The 19,094-nt window shown below is 32.7% G+C and carries 16 protein-coding genes; 8 read left to right on the top strand and 8 right to left on the bottom strand.

What is annotated here, in order from left to right:
- Window positions 1-182: 182 nt before the first annotated feature.
- Together M2651_RS11420 and metA are read right to left on the bottom strand one after the other, a co-directional pair.
- Complete coding sequence (locus tag M2651_RS11420; protein ID WP_252132478.1) at window positions 183-386, bottom strand: hypothetical protein; 204 nt, start codon at window positions 384-386, stop codon at window positions 183-185.
- Between the two features lie 102 nt (window positions 387-488).
- Window positions 489-1,406 (bottom strand): homoserine O-acetyltransferase MetA, encoded by a 918-nt coding sequence (gene metA, locus M2651_RS11415; protein WP_252132477.1) that lies wholly within the window; start codon window positions 1,404-1,406, stop codon window positions 489-491.
- Between the two features lie 321 nt (window positions 1,407-1,727).
- Here metA and M2651_RS11410 point away from each other — a divergent pair, with 321 nt between their 5' ends.
- The 6 genes from M2651_RS11410 to M2651_RS11385 all read left to right on the top strand — a co-directional run bounded on the left by M2651_RS11410 (window position 1,728) and on the right by M2651_RS11385 (window position 7,778).
- On the top strand, window positions 1,728-2,054 hold the full coding sequence (locus M2651_RS11410; RefSeq protein WP_252132476.1) for a hypothetical protein: 327 nt from the start codon (window positions 1,728-1,730) through the stop codon (window positions 2,052-2,054).
- Between the two features lie 149 nt (window positions 2,055-2,203).
- Window positions 2,204-2,710, top strand: a complete 507-nt coding sequence (locus M2651_RS11405; RefSeq protein WP_252132475.1) for a coiled-coil domain-containing protein — start codon at window positions 2,204-2,206, stop codon at window positions 2,708-2,710.
- 146 nt (window positions 2,711-2,856) lie between these two features.
- On the top strand, window positions 2,857-4,029 hold the full coding sequence (locus tag M2651_RS11400) for a diguanylate cyclase (RefSeq protein WP_252132474.1): 1,173 nt from the start codon (window positions 2,857-2,859) through the stop codon (window positions 4,027-4,029).
- Window positions 4,030-4,347: 318 nt separating this feature from the next.
- Complete coding sequence (ilvA, locus tag M2651_RS11395; protein ID WP_252132473.1) at window positions 4,348-5,586, top strand: threonine ammonia-lyase; 1,239 nt, start codon at window positions 4,348-4,350, stop codon at window positions 5,584-5,586.
- Window positions 5,587-5,745: 159 nt separating this feature from the next.
- Window positions 5,746-6,204 (top strand): hypothetical protein, encoded by a 459-nt coding sequence (locus M2651_RS11390; RefSeq protein WP_252132472.1) that lies wholly within the window; start codon window positions 5,746-5,748, stop codon window positions 6,202-6,204.
- Between the two features lie 245 nt (window positions 6,205-6,449).
- Complete coding sequence (locus tag M2651_RS11385; RefSeq protein ID WP_252132471.1) at window positions 6,450-7,778, top strand: CoA-disulfide reductase; 1,329 nt, start codon at window positions 6,450-6,452, stop codon at window positions 7,776-7,778.
- Between the two features lie 101 nt (window positions 7,779-7,879).
- On the opposite strand, the gene argF is transcribed toward M2651_RS11385, so the two are convergent.
- Window positions 7,880-8,878, bottom strand: coding sequence for an ornithine carbamoyltransferase (argF, locus tag M2651_RS11380; protein ID WP_252132470.1), 999 nt, complete (start codon window positions 8,876-8,878; stop codon window positions 7,880-7,882).
- Between the two features lie 970 nt (window positions 8,879-9,848).
- Between argF and M2651_RS11375 the strand changes: the two genes are divergently transcribed.
- Together M2651_RS11375 and M2651_RS11370 are read left to right on the top strand one after the other, a co-directional pair.
- Window positions 9,849-11,210 (top strand): hydroxymethylglutaryl-CoA lyase-like TIM-barrel protein, encoded by a 1,362-nt coding sequence (locus tag M2651_RS11375; RefSeq protein WP_252132469.1) that lies wholly within the window; start codon window positions 9,849-9,851, stop codon window positions 11,208-11,210.
- A 155-nt stretch (window positions 11,211-11,365) separates the two neighbouring features.
- Window positions 11,366-13,297: an aconitate hydratase gene (locus M2651_RS11370; protein ID WP_252132468.1), complete on the top strand. Its 1,932-nt coding sequence runs from the start codon at window positions 11,366-11,368 to the stop codon at window positions 13,295-13,297.
- 88 nt (window positions 13,298-13,385) lie between these two features.
- Here M2651_RS11370 and M2651_RS11365 read toward each other — a convergent pair whose 3' ends face one another.
- The 5 genes from M2651_RS11365 to M2651_RS11345 all read right to left on the bottom strand — a co-directional run bounded on the left by M2651_RS11365 (window position 13,386) and on the right by M2651_RS11345 (window position 19,034).
- Window positions 13,386-15,023 (bottom strand): SulP family inorganic anion transporter, encoded by a 1,638-nt coding sequence (locus tag M2651_RS11365; protein WP_252132467.1) that lies wholly within the window; start codon window positions 15,021-15,023, stop codon window positions 13,386-13,388.
- Window positions 15,024-15,196: 173 nt separating this feature from the next.
- On the bottom strand, window positions 15,197-16,453 hold the full coding sequence (locus M2651_RS11360) for a glutamate-5-semialdehyde dehydrogenase (protein WP_252132466.1): 1,257 nt from the start codon (window positions 16,451-16,453) through the stop codon (window positions 15,197-15,199).
- Between the two features lie 17 nt (window positions 16,454-16,470).
- Window positions 16,471-17,598, bottom strand: coding sequence for a glutamate 5-kinase (gene proB / locus M2651_RS11355; protein ID WP_252132465.1), 1,128 nt, complete (start codon window positions 17,596-17,598; stop codon window positions 16,471-16,473).
- A 335-nt stretch (window positions 17,599-17,933) separates the two neighbouring features.
- The gene (locus M2651_RS11350; protein WP_252132464.1) at window positions 17,934-18,080 is read right to left on the bottom strand and encodes a YvrJ family protein; all 147 of its coding nucleotides are present in this window, start codon (window positions 18,078-18,080) and stop codon (window positions 17,934-17,936) included.
- A gap of 57 nt (window positions 18,081-18,137) precedes the next feature.
- Window positions 18,138-19,034: an HD domain-containing protein gene (locus M2651_RS11345; RefSeq protein ID WP_252132463.1), complete on the bottom strand. Its 897-nt coding sequence runs from the start codon at window positions 19,032-19,034 to the stop codon at window positions 18,138-18,140.
- Window positions 19,035-19,094: the final 60 nt, after the last annotated feature.

Raw genomic sequence — 19,094 nt, 5'->3', positions numbered from 1 at the left:
CTTATACTTTTAACCATAACATGATAGATTGAATCATAGCTTTTAATACGCTTTGTTCTAGGCATTAATATCAACTCCTTAGTTTGTTTTGTTGATATTCTTACCATAAATAACAATTGTTATTCTATACGGAATATTTGAGAACTGTCCCTAATGGTTCTAAAACATCTCAAAAAAAGGTGCTAAATACTAGCACCTTGTAATATATATCTTTCCTTTAGTTTTCTGACTGGTTTTTCAATTTTTTCTGCTTGTTTGTTAGGATTAGCCTTATACCTTGCAGCATATATCTGTTTAGCAAAGTATAAAATAGTTGACTTTTCAGCGTTTGGGTAATGAAGTTTTGAAATTAAAACCGCCTCCTGCCAACTGACGCCACTCTCCATAAACTCACTCCTTATTTATATGATACTTATATTATATACTAAATAAGGATTTTGCGCAACAATTCCAAATGTTTCCGCAATTTAAGAATATAAGTCACATTATTAATCTAATTGATTTAAGTCATATGGTGTTTCCTGATAAACATAGTAGTTTAGCCAGTTTGAAAATAACAAATTAGCGTGCCCCCGCCATCTTACTATGGGCTCATTTTTAACGTCATCATTTTTAAAATAGTTTCTAGGCACTTTAATATCTAAACCTTTATTTATATCTCTATCATATTCTGACTTTAATGTAAGAGGATCATATTCTGAGTGTCCTGTAACAAAAATTTGTCTTCCTCCTTTTGTTGCAACAATATAAATTCCAGATTCCTCTGATTCTGATAATATAGTCAGTTCTTCCACTTTCTCTATATCTTCTCTTCTAATTTCCGTATGTCTTGAATGAGGAACATAAAATTCATCATCAAACCCTCTCATTAATTTTACATTCTTTTGATTGATTTTATGTGCAAAAACTCCAAACATTTTCTCTTTTAAAGGATATTTGGGTATTCCATAATGATAGTAGAGTCCTGCCTGAGCCCCCCAGCAAATATGAAAGGTTGAATATACGTTATGCTTACTCCATTCCATTATTTCCTTTAATTCTTCCCAGTAATTAACTTCTTCAAATTCCATCTGCTCTACCGGTGCTCCAGTAATAATAAGTCCATCAAACTTCTCATGTTTTACTTCATCAAGACTTTTGTAAAATTTTGTCAGATGTTCTTCTGGAGTATTTTTTGACATATGAGTTTTAGGATGAAGTAATTCAATTTCAATTTGCAAAGGCGTATTTCCTATAAGTCTTAAAAGCTGAACCTCTGTTGCAATTTTGGTAGGCATTAAATTCAAAATAGCAACTTTTAAAGGTCTTATATCTTGATGAAATGCCCTATCTTCAGACATTACAAATATATTTTCGTTAGTTAGAATCTCAGCCGCAGGCAAATCATCCTGTATTTTTATAGGCATAGCAATTCCCCCCTGTATTCCTTATAAGTACACAAAGATTATTAATCTTTATGCCCCAGTTATTTTTGCAAATATAGTATTTATTATAACATATACTAAGAATAGCTGATAAGTAGAAAAGCCTCCTAATACATAATTTTTTGCAATATGTTAAAGATATCAGACAGATAATAATTTTTTACTTTATAAATTTATAACTTTATGGTAGACTTATTTCATTGATTATTTTAACCTAATTCTTATTTCTAATATACTCCAGTATATGAAATATAAGATTAGTTAAAAATATGCTTATCATTAAAAAAGAGGGGTTGCTAAAAAATGAAATCATTTGAAACTCTTATTGATGAAACTACAAAATCTGAGGATATAGAAGAATTAGAATCTGCTGCAGATTTATTTCAATACGGAATTGAAGAAGGATACTATACTAAAAGACAGGCAGATGAATTTAATAATGTGTATTGGAAAACAAAAAATAAACTTCTTGCCTATGAAATTTCTGATACTGTAAAAGCTAATATTCTAGATCTTATATCCATAATTTCAAGTGCTCCTAACAGCCTGAAAGACAACAAAAGCCAGCTTATTGATTATGTAAACGGACGCTTAAAGGCACTTAAAGGAAAAGTAAGCGGGCTGAAATAGTTTTTTTAAGCTCCCATTTCGGGGGCTTATTTTGATCAAAAATGGAAATCAGTATAATATATTGCTCCTATACCTTAAGCTCCCTGACATAAACCGCCTTTTTAGTGGCAAGCTAAAATTGATTAGTTAAAGCCAAAGGGGGCATCCTGATGAAACAATGGAAAATTTTTTCTTTGTCACTATTTATAATTTTATTTTGCTCTTTCAGCTTAGTTAAAGCACAGCCTTCAGCTCCTTCTGAGGATGAAACTTCAAAACTTTCAATAATAGAAGAAAAAAGAGCACTAATTAAGGAACTGCAGAAAAAGAATAAAGAACTGGAAAAAATAGTAGAGAAAAAAAGCAGCCAAGTAGGAGATTTACTAGTAAAAATACCTAAAATTACAGTTATACCTCAAGATGTTCTTGAAAATCAGGTAAACGGTCACATGGAAATTATTATGAGCCATTTAATGCAAATATCTGAGCAGCAAAAAATTATGTGGAAAAGCTTAAAATCTGCCAACAGGCAAATTCAAGCAAAAAAATATACTTCTGGTATTAACCAATTAAATAAAGCAATAAAGGCATTAGAAAATAGATATGCTACTCTTAATGAACTCAGTTCAGACTTAGATAACTTTTTAGCTTTTTTAAATTCTGTACTGCAAAAATAAAAAGCCCCAATAGTTAAAGGATGCAAATTAGTTTTGTATCCTTTAATTTTTAATTGAAAATTTTAAAAGTAACAATAAGACTAGTCCATCATATTATAAAACAAACAAAAGATAGACGTATAAAATAAATTTTGGGGGTTAATTAAATGGATAAAATACCAATTAAAAAACTATCAGTAACAATAAGTACTATAAAATATGCTGTATTTTGCAAACTTAAAAAAATCATTTGTAAAAAAAATATGTACGAGCAATTATGTGTAACTGACCGTTTAACAAAAGTAGCAACCTTAGACTATATATTAGAACTAGGAGACAGCATTATTAGTAAAGGTGGAAAACTTACTGCTTATGTCATTGACATAGATCATTTTAAACAGATAAATGATACTTTTGGATATTTTATAGGAAACGAGTTATTATCTCAAATATCAAATGCTCTAAAAAATTTTGTTTTAGAATATAAAGGTATAGTAGGAAGGCTTGGCGGTGACGAATTTGTTATTCTAGTAGAAAATTTAAATAAAAAAGAAGCTGAAAATTTATTAAATAAGCTGACAGAGGATTTGAAAAACAGATATTTTAATGTAGATAAAGAACTTACACCCGTAAAGATTGCTGTTTCTGCAGGTATGACATATACTGAAAACCAATCTATAAATATACAGGAACTTCTACATCGTGCTGAAGTTAACATGTACTATAATAAGCAGCAATGTCAAGGAATAATAATAGATAAATCCTTTGAAGAAGTTTTAAACGAGGAGTATAAAAAACTTCTTCATGTACTTTGCGAAAAAGACATTTACAGTTATGTACACTCACAATTTGTTGTTCAATATGCAGTAAGTTTTGCAAAATATTTGGACTTGCCTTATGAGCAAATAAACGATATAAATATAGCCTCTTGGCTTCACGATATAGGTAAAATATTAGTATCAAATGATATATTAAGAAAAAGAGGAAAGCTTACTAATGAGGAATATACTACAGTTAAATCTCATGTGCTGTTAGGAATTGCTATATTATCAGTGTTTGGGCTTCCTGAGAGCCTTCTAGAAGGTATAAGATATCACCATGAACGATATGACGGCAAAGGTTATCCCTATGGCATTAAAGGAGAAGATATCCCTCTTTCAGCCAGAATTATTCAAATTGCAGACAGCTTCTGTGCTATGACTATAAAAAGAGTTTATAGGGAAAAATTTAAAATTGAAGATGCTTTAAAAGAGATAGAAAAATATAAAGGAACACAGTTTGACCCTTATCTTTCAGATAAATTTATTGAGTTTACAAACAGGAAATATACTAATAAATAAAATTTCAAAAGCAAGGCTCTAATAAAAGCCCTGCTTTTCTATAATTTACATAAAAGGATTATCCTAAAAAATATTTTATCAACAATTAACTGCTATATATCATAAAAAAAGAGCACTCCATAAGAAAAGAAGCAACACCATAGGACTTAGCATATTATATGCAATCCCTACTTTTCTCATAGAATACTCTCTATTTAATATTCTTCTATAAAATTAAATAAATTATACCCTTTTTTAAATTTAGTTCAAACCTCTTATAAAACAACAGCTTTTATGTTATAATTTTTCAATGAACATAAAAAAGGGGGATATAATATTATGAAAGAAAATGTTGCAGTAAACGATGAAGAAGTATATTTAACTTTGAAAGATGTGTTAGAAGCAAGAGATAGGATTAAGGATATATGTATAAACACTAAATTAATATACAGTCCAGAATACAGCAGAGAAAGCGGAAATGAAGTTTATATAAAACCAGAAAATCTTCAAGTAACCGGTGCTTTTAAACTAAGAGGAGCACTGAATAAAATCTCCAAATTAAGTGCTGATAAAAAGGCAAAAGGATTAATAGCTTCTTCCGCAGGGAATCATGCTCAAGGCGTTGCTTATGCAGCCAGCAGACTTGGAATAGAAGCAACAATTGTTATGCCTGAAACCACACCTCTTATAAAGGTGCAAGCCACTAGAAACTATGGGGCTAAAGTAGTTCTTAAAGGAAAAATTTATGATGAAGCTTATGAAGAAGCTAAAAGACTGGAAAAAGAAAATGGATACACCTTTATTCACCCGTTTGATGATGTAGACGTAATGGCAGGTCAAGGAACTATAGCACTTGAAATAATTGAAGAATTAAAGGATGTGGATGCTATATTAGTTCCTGTGGGCGGCGGCGGACTTATAAGCGGAGTAGCAGTAGCAGCTAAATCTATTAACCCTGACATAAAAGTTATCGGCGTTCAATCTGAAGGAGCAAACCCTGTAAAATGTTCCTTTGAAAACGGAAAACTTATCTGTGCGGAAAGCGTAGATACCATTGCAGAAGGTGCAGCTGTGAAAAATCCAGGCAAAAAAACCTTTCAGGTAATAAAAAATTATGTAGATGATATAGTTACCGTAACCGACCATGAACTTACAGAAGCTGTTTATGTTCTTCTGGAAAAGCATAAGCTTGTAGCAGAGGCAACAGGAGTAATGTCACTGGCTGCTTTAAACAGATTGAATTTTAAAGGTAAAAAGGTAGTTTCTTTAATAAGCGGCGGAAATATAGACGTTGTAACAATGGCAGAACTTTTAAACCATGGACTTATTTCAAGAGGAAGAATATTCTGTTTCTCTGTTAAGCTTAAAGATACCCCTGGACAGCTCCTTCAAATATCAAAAATTTTAGCAGATAAGCAGGCCAATGTTATTAAACTTGATCATAATCAGTTTAAAGCTATTGACAGATTAAAGTATGTGGCTCTTGAGGTAACTGTAGAAACCAACGGACACGAACATATAGATGAAATAGTTAGAGCTTTAAACGAACATGGTTATGATATAGATAAGATTTATTAAAAATACTAAATAAATTGTATAACAAGTCAGCCATATAACAATTCAGCGATATGACTGGCTTGTTTCGTTTATATTAATTTTATAAAAATATCAAATTTAGTAATAAAACAGCAAAGCTTTTATATATAAATATATATATAATTTGTTTTTGAGGACCTTATGGAGAATAATAATAAACAATCTAATATAAATAATACTAATGGAGCCTTTGAAAGTGAACCTGCTGAATCTTCAGAGCCACAATATCCTGCAAATAATATTTCAGGAACCTCATATACCGCAGAACAACTTAATATAGCAAATAATATACTTCAGAATATTAATTCCATTAAAGATAACTTAACCAAGCTTCCACTTAACCCATTACAGCTTAATTATTTTGATAACAATATAAATCCATTACTTATAATTTTATATCAATTAAGTACACTGTCTCTCAATCTGGTTAACTCATCTAACGCCCTTGCAACCTCTATAACTGTTCATGCCAAAGAATCTAAATTAAAAGATACTATTCATTTAGTTTACCAAATTAATGAAGATATCGAGGACATATATAAAGTATTAAGAAAAAGAATAGATACTTTATTATATTTAGAAGAAAATAAAAAAATATGAGTAGTATATCCTAAATACAGGTAATATAACTACTCTTTTTTTATTTTAATGTAATAATGAAATAAATGAATCTAATTCACATCAACAGTAGCTGACTTAATTTTAAAAGAATAACTGATAAATTTGATGATTATTCTAAAAGCAATAAAAAAAATAATATAATAACAAATATCATTTGATATTTGTTATTAAACAATATATAATAGATATATAATACAAATGTATTTAGAAAGGATGAATTACATATGAAAGTAATAGTAATAGGATGTACCCATGCAGGAACAGCTGCAATAATAAATACTGTAAAACTTTATCCTGAAGCAGAAATAACTGTATATGAAAGAAATAACAATATTTCATTTTTATCCTGTGGTATCGCATTATATGTTGGTGGAATAGTAAAAGATCCTATGGGACTTTTTTACAGTTCCCCTGAAGCTCTTGAAAAATTAGGTGTAACAACAAAAATGGAGCATGACGTATTAGATGTAGATATAAATAACAAAAAGATAAAGGTAAAGAATTTGCGAAATGATGAAATCTTTGAAGATACTTATGACAAACTTATTGTAACAACTGGATCTTGGCCAATTATACCAAAGATTGAAGGTATAGATTTAGAAAATATATTACTTTCAAAGAATTACTATCATTCAAACATAATAATAGAAAAATCTAAAACTGCTAAGAATATTGTAGTAATTGGAGCCGGGTATATTGGAGTAGAGTTAATAGAAGCTTTTGAATCTAATGGTAAGAATGTTACTCTTATTGATAGCTTAGATAGAATTTTGAGCAAGTATTTTGATGCAGAATTTACTGCGATTGCAGAAGAGGAGATAAGGCGCCACAACATTAAAATGGCACTAGGTGAAACGGTGCAGAGATTTGAGGGAGTAAACGGCAAGGTTTCAAAGGTTGTAACAGATAAAGGACAGTACGAAGCGGATTTAGTTATTTTGTGTATAGGTTTTAAACCAAATACAGAGTTATTTGAGGATAAAATTGATATGCTGCCAAATGGAGCAATTATAGTAGATGAATATATGAGAACAAGCGCAGAAGATATATATGCTGCAGGAGACAGCTGTGCTGTAATTTATAATCCAACAGGAAAAAGAGAATATATACCTCTTGCAACCAACGCTGTAAGAATGGGCACTTTAGTAGCTAGAAACTTGGTAAAACCAACAACTAAGTATATAGGTACGCAAGGAACTTCCGGCATAAAAATTTATGATTATAATTTTGCTGCCACCGGCCTTACAGAAGAATCAGCCATTAAAGCAGGTTTTGATATAAAAACTGTCATTGTGGATGAAAATTATAGACCGGAGTTTATGCCAACCTATGAATCAGTTAAAGTAAAGCTTGTATATGAAAGAGAGTCAAGGAGAATACTAGGAGCTCAAATAGCATCAAAAGCAGATTTAACTCAAGCTATAAATACTTTATCAGTGTGTATTCAAAATAAAATGACTGTAGACGAATTAGGATTTGTTGATTTCTTCTTCCAACCACATTTTAATAAGCCTTGGAATTTCCTAAATATCGCTGGACTTTCTGCAGAGTAATATTAAAAATTTAAAATAAGAGACTCCCTTTAAATTAATTGGAGTCTCTTATTTATAAAAGCTTTATGCATGTTTCATCTATGCAAAGTTTAAGTATATTTTTACATTCCTAACGTAGCCACCATAACAGCCTTTATTGTGTGCATTCTGTTTTCCGCTTCATCAAACACTACAGAATATCTGCTTTCAAACACTTCATCCGTAACTTCCATTTCCTTTAACCCAAATTTTTCATATATTTTCATTGCTACTGTTGTATTTAAATCATGAAAGGATGGAAGACAATGTTCAAATATTACATTAGGATTTCCTGTAAGTTTTAACATTTCCATATTTACTTGATAGGGCTTTAAAAGCTTAATCCTTTTTTCCCATACAGAATCAGGCTCTCCCATGGAAACCCAGACATCAGTATAAATTACATCTGCACCCTTAACTCCTTCTTCTATATTATCCGTGCAAGTTATCTTCGCCCCAGTTTCATTTGCAATATCTAAACATTTATTAATAAGCTCCTCTACTGGAAAAAGCTCTTTTGGAGCCACTATTCTAAAATCCATCCCCATTTTAGCCGCGCCAATCATAAGAGCATTGGCTACATTGTTTCTTCCGTCACCTACATACACCCACACCATTTCTTTATAAGGTTTATTTAAATGTTCTTTTGCTGTTAAAAAGTCGGCTAAAACTTGAGTAGGATGATCAGCATCTGTTAATCCATTCCATACCGGAACACCAGAATACTTAGCTAAATCTTCAACTGTTTTTTGTGAAAATCCTCTATATTCAATTCCATCATACATTCTTCCTAAAACTCTAGCTGTATCTTTAATAGACTCCTTTTTACCCATCTGGCTGCCTGTAGGCCCAAGATAAGTAACATGAGCACCCTGATCGTAAGCTGCAACTTCAAAAGCACATCTTGTTCTTGTAGAGTCTTTTTCAAATAATAATACTATATTTTTACCTTTTAGCTTTTGTTTTTCACAACCTGCATATTTTGCTTTCTTAAGTTCAGCAGATAAATTTAGCAGAAATTCTATTTCCTTTGGAGAATAATCTAAAAGTGTCAAAAAACTTCTATTTTTTAAATTGAACATGATAAGCCCCCCGTAAATTCTTTATATTTTTATAATACATGTATAATAATTCATTGTCAACGAAAAAATTTATATTTATTCATTTATTTATTATAAGTATAATTTGCAAGTTCTTTTATTTTCAACATTTTACATAGAAAGTTTTAAAAATTTATATTTTAACTTTGAATATTTATGCAAATATAGTTTTTATGAATAACTTCCAATTCACCGATTACTTATTTATTCTTAATTTTTTCTTAAATATTTGACATAATAAATGTAAAACAATATAATTATATTGTTATTATACCCCTATAGGGTAAGGAGGGAGTTTTATGAATATCATTATTGATGATTCAACAAAAGAAGCCTTACTTGACAACTTAAAAAAGAGAAATAAGGAAGCAGTAAGGCTTGCAATCAGAGGCTTTGGCTGAGGCGGCCCAACCTTTGGAGTTGTTCTGGATGAACAAAAGGAAGATGACGACTTTGTAGAAGTAGACGGAATTAAGTTTGTAGCTGAAAAAGACATTTCCTTTATTTTTGAAAATGTAAAGGTAGTTCACAGAAAAGGTATATTTGGAGATTCCTTTGATGTCTATAACCCAAATAACCTCGGTGGAAGCTGCAGCTAAATATTAAAATTAATGAAGAAAATTAATGAAGCATATCTTAACAATTTTTACTTGTTAGGGTATGCTTTTTCCTTTAAATCTAATTATTAAACATTTTTCCATAATGCAATAATAAATATAGATATTTCACTCTATGAAATTTTAATATATTAAACTTGCATTTTTTATAAAATATGTGTTTTCAAATTAAAATTTCTATGATATAATGTACTATATAATAAAGGATTGTGTCTAAACGCTTTACAGAGTAATTAATGTTAAATTGAGAAATTTGAAATTTAAATTACAAAAATATCATACTTTGCAATTTTGGAATGCAAATTTTCATTTTCAGATTTAGAGGAGGGGGTTTCATGGTTAATAATTTTTATAAAACATTTAGCGAACGTATGCATGGACCAAATTTTTATAGGGATATATTCCCTTATAGCGAACTTCCTAAAGTAACTTTTGATAATATTCAAGTTCCTATTGATATGCCTGAGGATATCTGGATAACAGATACTACCTTTAGAGATGGTCAGCAATCAGTTTCTCCTTTTACCGTGGAGCAAATGGTTAGACTTTATTCTTATCTTCATAAATTAGATAATAATTCGGGTATTATTAGACAGACGGAATTTTTTCTATATACTGATAAAGATAGAGAAGCTGCTTATCAGTGCCTTTCTTCAGGCTACAAATTTCCTGAAGTTACTTCTTGGATTAGAGCTAGTAAAGAAGATTTTAAGCTTGTAAAAAGTATGGAGATAAAAGAAACAGGTATTCTTATGTCCTGCTCTGATTATCACATATTTAAAAAGCTTAACATGACCAGAGAGGAAGCTATGAATAAATACTTATCTATTGCAGAGGACGCACTAGCTAATGGAATTACGCCAAGATGTCATCTTGAAGATATAACAAGGGCAGATTTTTTTGGTTTTGTTATTCCTCTTGTTCAAAAGCTTATGGAATTAGCTAAGCAATCTGGTAACAAGATAAAAATACGCGCCTGCGATACTTTAGGACTTGGGGTTTCTCATAGCGGAGCTTCCCTTCCAAGAAGCGTTCAAAAAATTATGCATGGCCTAAGACACCATGGAGGCGTTCCATCAGAATGGCTGGAATGGCATGGCCATAACGATTTTTACGGTGTGGTTTCTAACGCTTCAACTGCTTGGTTATATGGCTGTGCCTCAATAAACACTACCTTGTTTGGTATTGGAGAAAGAACCGGTAACTGTCCTCTTGAGGCTATGGTTATAGAGTATGGACAGCTTAAAGGCAACACAAAGAAAATGAAATTAAATATAATTACTGAAATAGCCGAGTACTTTCAAAGTGAATTTGATTACAATATACCTTCTAGAACTCCTTTTGTAGGAAGCGAATTTAATGTAACAAGAGCCGGAATACATGCAGATGGAGTTTTGAAAGATGAAGAAATATATAATATATTTGATACTGAAAAAATATTAGATAGACCTGTAGTAGTAGCTGTAAATGAATATTCTGGCCTTGCCGGTATTGCAGCCTGGATAAATACCTATTACAGGCTTAAAGATGAAAATAAAATAGATAAAAAAGATTTAAGAGTTAAACTTATAAAAGAATGGGTAGACGAGCAATACGAAAACGGCAGAACTACTATTATCACTAATGAGGAACTTGAACTTTTAGTAGAAAAGTATATTCCTGAAGTTTTTAACACTAAAGGAGAAAGAGCGAGCTAGTATTTTTAATCTACTGATATACTAAAGAAAATATGTTACACAAGCAGGACGTTTAACAAAAGTTTAAACTCCGGTTCACATATTTTCTTTATTTTCGCTGCTTTGGCAAATAATCTGCCATAACAATAATTAACACTAACATAGGGGGAGTAGCAATGGGCTTAAATTTAGCACAAAAGATTATTAAAGCACATCTTTTAGAAGGAGAAATGGTACAGGGCAAAGAAATTGCCTTAAGAATAGATCAGACATTAACACAGGATTCTACAGGTACCATGGCTTATCTTCAGTTTGAAGCCATGGGAATTGACAAGGTTAAAACCAAGAGATCCGTAGCATATATTGACCACAATACTTTGCAGACTGGCCCTGAAAACGCAGGAGACCATGCTTATATACAATCCGTTGCAAAAAAATATGGAATTTATTTTTCAAAGCCAGGTAATGGAATATGCCATCAGGTTCATTTAGAAAGATTTGGAGTTCCAGGAGAAACCTTACTCGGTTCTGACAGCCATACACCAACCGGCGGAGGAATCGGAATGCTTGCAATTGGTGCCGGGGGACTTGACGTAGCTGTTGCTATGGGCGGCGGTGCTTATTATATCAATATGCCTAAAATAGTAAAAGTAACTCTTAAAGGCAAGCTTCGTCCATGGGTTGCCGCAAAAGATATAATATTAGAGCTTTTAAGAAGACTGACAGTTAAAGGCGGAGTGGGCAAAATATTTGAATATACCGGCGAAGGCGTTAAATGCTTGTCTGTTCCTGAAAGAGCTACAATCACAAATATGGGTGCAGAACTTGGAGCTACTACTTCCATATTCCCTAGCGATGAAGCAACTTACGAGTTTTTAAAAGCTCAAGGAAGAGAAAAAGATTATGTAGAATTAAAGGCTGACGATGATGCAGTTTATGACGAAGAAGTAGTAATAGATTTAGACTCTTTAGAACCGATGATTGCTCTTCCTCATAGTCCTGATAATGTAGTTAAAGTAAGTGACCTTAAAGATGTTAAGGTAAATCAAGTTCTTATAGGAAGCTGCACAAACTCATCTTACATGGATATGATGAAAGTTGCAAAAATACTTGAAGGAAAGACTATCGCTGAGCATGTTTCCTTAGCAGTTTCACCAGGCTCTAAGCAGGTTCTAACAATGCTTGCTCAAAACGGTGCTTTAGCTTCTATAATTGCATCAGGAGCCAGAGTTTTAGAATCAGCCTGCGGACCTTGCATAGGCATGGGACAGTCACCAGCAGAAGATGCAGTATCATTAAGAACTTTTAACAGAAACTTTGAAGGAAGGTCTGGAACCACCTCAGCCAAAGTTTACCTGGTTAGTCCTGAAATTGCTGCTGCTTCTGCGCTTACAGGATATATAACAGATCCAAGAACCTTAGGAGATTCTATTAACGTAGAGCTTCCTAAAGAATTCTTAATCAACGACAACCTTGTAGTACCTCCTGCTGAAGACGGAACTACTGTAGAAGTAGTCAGAGGAAGCAATATAAAGCCATTCCCTCAAGGAAAAGCTGTTAGCAGCGAAATAGCAGGCAAAGTATTAACAAAGGTTTCAGACAATATAACAACAGACCACATTATGCCATCAAATTCAAAACTGTTACCATTTAGATCTAATATACCTTATTTATCAGACTATTGCTTAACTCCTTCTGACAAGGATTTTCCAAAGAAGGCAAAAGAACTTGGAGGAGGTTTCATACTTGGCGGAAGTAATTATGGACAAGGCTCCAGCAGAGAACACGCTGCACTAGTTCCTCTATATCTTGGAGTTAAAGCAGTTTTGGCTAAATCCTTTGCTAGAATTCACATGGCAAATCTTATAAACAACGGTATACTTCCTTTAGTTTTCGAAAACGAAAAGGATTATGATGATATAGATATGCTTGACGAACTTTTAATAAAGAATGCTGAAGAGCAAATTAAAGCTGGTGTAGTAGAAGTTGACAATATAACTAAGGGCAGAAAATACAGAATGCTTTTAAATGTTACAGAAAGACAAAAACAAATGCTTCTTGCGGGAGGACTTTTAAACTTAACAAAACTGCAGGGAGAAAAGAATTAATACTTACTTTGCTGAAATTTCCTATTATATAAAAACAGAGCTATGTGCTTATTTTAAGCCCATAGCTCTGTTTTGTGTATATTGAATTTTATACAGCTTCTCTTTCAAGCATTGCCTCAATAGCCTCATCTGTACTCCAAAATATATTTTCATCCCCTATAACGTTAGAAGGATCTGTCTTTTTAAGCATATCAGCAACCTTTGGATGTACAGCTGAAAAAACAACCCTGATACCTTTTTCTCTTAATTCCTTTATACATTCGTGAAGAACCAGCGCACCCGAAATATCTATCATAGGCATACCACGCATTGATAAAATCACGAGGCTTACATTTTCTAATTCAGACAGCATGACAGAAAGCCTTTCTGCTGTACCGAAAAACAGCGGACCTGTAAAATACACTACTTTTGCATTTTTCAACCTTTTCACATCAATATGTTTTATAGACAGTTTTTCAGGATATACATCGCTTATTGTTATATCAATATCTGAAATTCTCACAACAAATAAAATAAGTGAAAATATAATTCCAATAATTATTGCTAGAGTTAAATCAAAAACTATAGTTGCTGTCATGGTAAGAATAAACTTCCATATAGCTCCCCTGAATTTTTTGCTAAATATATTTTTAATACTTTCCCACTCATTCATTCTCCATGCAGTCATCATTAAAACTCCTGCAAGAGCTGAAAGTGGTACTCTTGACATTACTGGAGCTAATAAAAACATAGATATTATAAGCCCAACTGAATGAATTACTGAAGTTAACCTAGTCTGAGCCCCTGACTTTATAGCAACACTTGTCCTTGCTATAGCTGCTGTAGCAGGCACACCTCCGAAAAGCGGTATAATCATGTTCCCAATACCTTGAGCTATAAGTTCTTTACCTGCATTTAACTTTTCATTCTTCATCCTTCCCCCAGCTGCTCCGCAAAGAAGACTTTCTATCATTCCTAAAGCTGCAATGCTTATGGCAGGCATGATAAGCTCTTTTACTTTATCTATTGTAAGAAAAGATAAACTTAATCTATCGTCTAATATAAGCTTAGCAGGTATTTCTCCAACTACAGCTACATTAAGATTTGCTGCAAAACTTACAATAACTGCAGCTATTATCCCCGCAAGAGATGATGGAAAAACAGCATTTAACTTTTTAGGCCATATAAGCATAATAATTATAACAAGCACTCCTATACTTAGTGCTGAAAAATTAGGTTTAAACCCTAGATTAAAGTAAGATATAATCTTCTCTACAGCATTTTCACCTTTACTTATTGTTCCAAACAAGTTGTCTATTTGTCCAAGTGCTATAATAACAGCAATTCCTGAAGTAAAACCAGTTATAACAGGCATAGGTATATAATTTACTATTCGTCCAAACTTTAATAAACCTGCTATAAACAAAATAGCTCCAGATAAAAATCCTGCCACAAGTATTCCTTGTATACCATATTTCATTGCAACAGGTATAAGCACTGCAGTCATAGCTCCAGTTGGTCCTGATATTTGATAGGAAGCTCCTCCTAAAAGCGCTATAACTATACCTGCAAAAATCGCCGTTATCATTCCAGAAGCTGCAGTAGCACCACTGCTTACACCAAAAGCCAAAGCAAGAGGAAGTGCTACAGCAGTAACAGTAAGTCCAGAAAACAAATCCTTAATAAACGCAGTTCCATTGTAACCCTTAAATTCCTTTCTCAAATCAGATACAAAATCGCTAACCAAATCCCATCCTTCTTTCTATAAGTTTATACAGTTTTTTTACAACCCTTATAAAAATTGTAACATAGAAATTTCATATTTATATATTTGTAAAAAAAATTAAAATATTATTATAATTCTTATAATAATATTGCTTGTTAAAATAAGACAGTACACTTAAGCATACTGTCCTTTCATTACTTACGTATCTGTCCTTCTCCGTATATTATATACTTGTTAGTAGTAAGCTGTTCAAGACCCATAGGTCCTCTTGCATGAAGCTTTTGAGTGCTTATACCTATCTCTCCTCCAAAACCAAACTCAAATCCGTCTGTAAATCTTGTAGAAGCATTAACATATACAGCTGCAGCATCTACTTCCTTTAAAAATCTTTGAGAATTAAAATAGTTGTTAGTTATTATAGCTTCTGAATGTTTAGTTCCGTATTTATATATATGATCTAAAGCTTCATCTAAGGAGTCTACAACTTTAACAGCCAATATTAAATCAAGATACTCTACTCTCCAGTCCTCTTCACAGGCAGCTGCAGCTTCATTAACTAAAGCTTTTGTTCTTTCACAGCCTCTTATCTCTACTCCAAGCTCTATAAGTCTAGGTGCCAGACTTTTTAAAAATTCCTCATAGCAGTCTTTATGAATAAGCAGTGTTTCCATAGCATTGCAGACTGCCGGTCTCTGAGTTTTTGCATTTATAACTATTTCCTCTGCCATCTTTAAATCTGCATCAGAATCTACATACACATGACAGTTTCCTACACCTGTTTCTATAACAGGAACTGTAGCATTTTCTACAACAGTCCTTATAAGCCCTGCTCCACCTCTTGGTATGAGCACATCAATATATTCATTAAGTCTAAGCATTACATTAACTGCTTCCCTATCTATTATATCAATATATTGAATAGAGTTTTCAGGAAGTCCTGCTTTTATTGTAGCTTTTGAAATAACCTCTGCAAGAGCTCTATTAGAATTTACTGCTTCTGAACCTCCGCGAAGCAGTACTACATTACCTGCCTTTATACAAAGGGCTGCAGCATCTACAGTTACATTTGGTCTTGCTTCATAAATAATACCTATTACACCTAAAGGAACTCTAATTGAGCCTATCTGTATTCCATTTGGTCTTTTCCACATCTTTGTAACTTCACCTATAGGATCACTTAAGGAAGCTATCTGCCTTACTCCTTCTGCCATATCTGCAATTCTTTTTTCATTAAGCATAAGCCTGTCAAGCATTGCTTTTGATAAACCTTTTGCTCTGCCCGCTTCCATATCCTTTTCATTTGCAGCTAAAATTACCTGTGCATTTTCAAGAAGTGCTTCAGCCATATTAAGAAGAGCTTTGTTCTTTACATTTGTTTCGCAGCTTGCAAGTCCTCTTGCTGCTGCCTTTGCTAATTTCCCTTTTTCTGCAATACAAGCTTTAATATCCATTTATATTTGCCCCCTTTTTAGAATATTACCATATTATTTCTATGTACTGCTTCATCAAAATGTTTATGCCCCAATACCTTTTCTATATCCCTGGACCTTTTTCCTTGTATCAGTTCCAGTTCTGAAGAAGAATAATTTATTACTCCTCTTCCAATTTCTCTGCCGCTTAAGTTATATATAGACACTACGGAGCCATCACTAAAACAGCCTTCCACCTTGCATATTCCGCTTGACAAAAGACTGCACTGCTCCTTTATAAGAGCCTTTTCTGCTCCTTCGTCCACAAAAACTCTGCCGCTAATATCTGTACTATATGCAATCCAGTGTTTCTTAGCCTGCAGCGGATGCTCCTTAGGTTTAAATAAAGTCCCCACTTCTTTGCAGTCGATAATTTCCTGAAGTATAGACGGCTTTGCACCATTAGCAATAACCATAGCTGTTCCAGAAGCTGTAGCAATCTTTCCTGCACTTAACTTTGTAGTCATACCTCCTGTACCTAATTTTGTACCAGCACCGCTTGCTGCCTTTTCTATATCTGAATTTATAACCTCCACAAAAGAAATAAGCTTAGCAGCTGGATTTGTATTTGGATTATCATCATATAATCCATCAATATCAGATAAAAGTATAAGAAGATCAGCTTCTACCAAGCTTGCTACCAGAGCTGACAAAGTATCGTTATCTCCTACCTTTATCTCATCTACTACTACGGCATCATTTTCATTTATTATAGGTATAACACCTTGCTCTAAAAGAGCAAAAAAGGTATTTCTGGCATTTAAAAATCTATTCCTGTTTGAAAAGTCATCCTTTGTAAGAAGCACTTGAGCAATAGTTTTTCCATACTCAGAAAATATCTTCTCATACATATGAAGAAGTATTCCTTGCCCTACAGCTGCTGCAGCCTGCTTCTCCGGAATAGTCTTAGGTTTTATTTTAAGTCCAAGCTTTCCCATGCCTGCTCCTACCGCTCCTGAGGTAACCAATATAACCTCAAGGTTTTGATTATGTAAATCCGCAAGCTGCCTGACCAAGCTTTCTATACGGGCTAAATTTAAAAGTCCGCTGGAATGAGTAAGTGTAGAAGTTCCTACCTTAACTACCACCCTTTTCACGTTTCCTAAAAAATCTTTCCTGTAATTCACAGCCTAACCCCCTAGTATTTCTCGTTATACATAAATATATTTATAAATCGTTATAACTCTTATTCATATTTCGGAATTTTAAAATTATTAACTTTTTGATTTGTTATTCATTCATTATACAACAAAAAAAGATGCCAGAACAAGTCTAGCATCAATTTATTTTAGAAATTATATCTAAGGGGGATCTAACTTCTATGTTTAGTATAACAGGATAATATTAAGAAATTATGAATATACAGTTACTTATTCATGAACCTTGATTTTTCATAAGTTCCCCCAAATTCCAGCCTGCTTTTTTGAATTTTTTCATAAGTACAAGCTTCATTTTCAACATATTACTTTTGCATTGTATTTATGACGCTGGATAGATTATTAATACTGTTTGTAAGACTCTCAAGCTTGCTCTCTATCCTAACTAAAAGATATATAGACACAGCTATAGGAAATCCTACATTGCCTATTAAACTAACTATTGCATCCATAATTTATCACCTCAATAGGTATATATGCAGCAAATGCCAGATTTACTCGGTATATAATCAAATATATAATCTAGTTCCAATTCTTCTATCGTATTCCGACCAAGTTCCTGGTTCTGCTGTATCTTTTACCTGACCTATTTTATTAAAGGTTGCATCAACAAAATCCGCATAATGGACTATAAAAGCTTCCTCTGTATTTGGAGCCTTAGGAGAGCCATATTCTTCTTTGCCATGATGCTGAACAATGCAGCCTTTTATTCTGTGTTTAAAATCCTCACTGTATATATTGCCGCCTTTTTTAAAAGCTTCTTCTATCATAGTAACACCTATTACTATATGCCCTTCCATCTCACCTCTCATAGATACAGAAAATGGACCTTCTACACTATATTCTTCTATTTTCCCTATGTCATGAAGCTTTGCAGCAAGTATTGCCAAATCTTTATATCTGCAATCATATCTATAAGCCATTACCTTAGTCAAATACATAACATTTAAAGTATGCTCAGCCAAACCGCCTATATAATTATGATGCTGGTTAAGTCCCCCAATTCCTCTTACAAATCTATCAACAAAGCTTTTGTTTTTAAAAAAGTAGTCGTTTAAAGCCATACACTCTACACTTTTAAATTCTCTTAGGGATATATCTTCTATTTCATCCATAATATCATCAATTGGTTTGCTTAAAGCTGGCAGATAATCATTTAAATCAAATCCCGTTTCCTTTTTGTATTCACTGACCTGAAGTCCTGCCTCATTGACTCCCTTTATATATATTACATCCCCTACTTTAATCTCTTCTTCATTTTCCGGTATGTACGCTTTAATATCACCAGTTTTATCTCCAATAATAGCAACTATAGTTTTCCCTTCTCTAGCAAGCTTTTTCATTATCATAAAGCTGCCTTCTATATATTTATCATTTCTTATATCTTTAATAAATCTTTCCTTCATGCTTTTCCACCTCTCGTAAAACTATATCTCCCATATATAATTTATTTTTTTCACAGAAGT

Source organism: Clostridium caldaquaticum, from assembly GCF_023806125.1.
GTDB lineage: Bacteria > Bacillota > Clostridia > Clostridiales > Clostridiaceae > Clostridium_AT > Clostridium_AT caldaquaticum.
The sequence above is the reverse complement of the archived record's forward strand: the minus strand, read 5'-3'. Positions and strand labels throughout refer to the sequence as shown.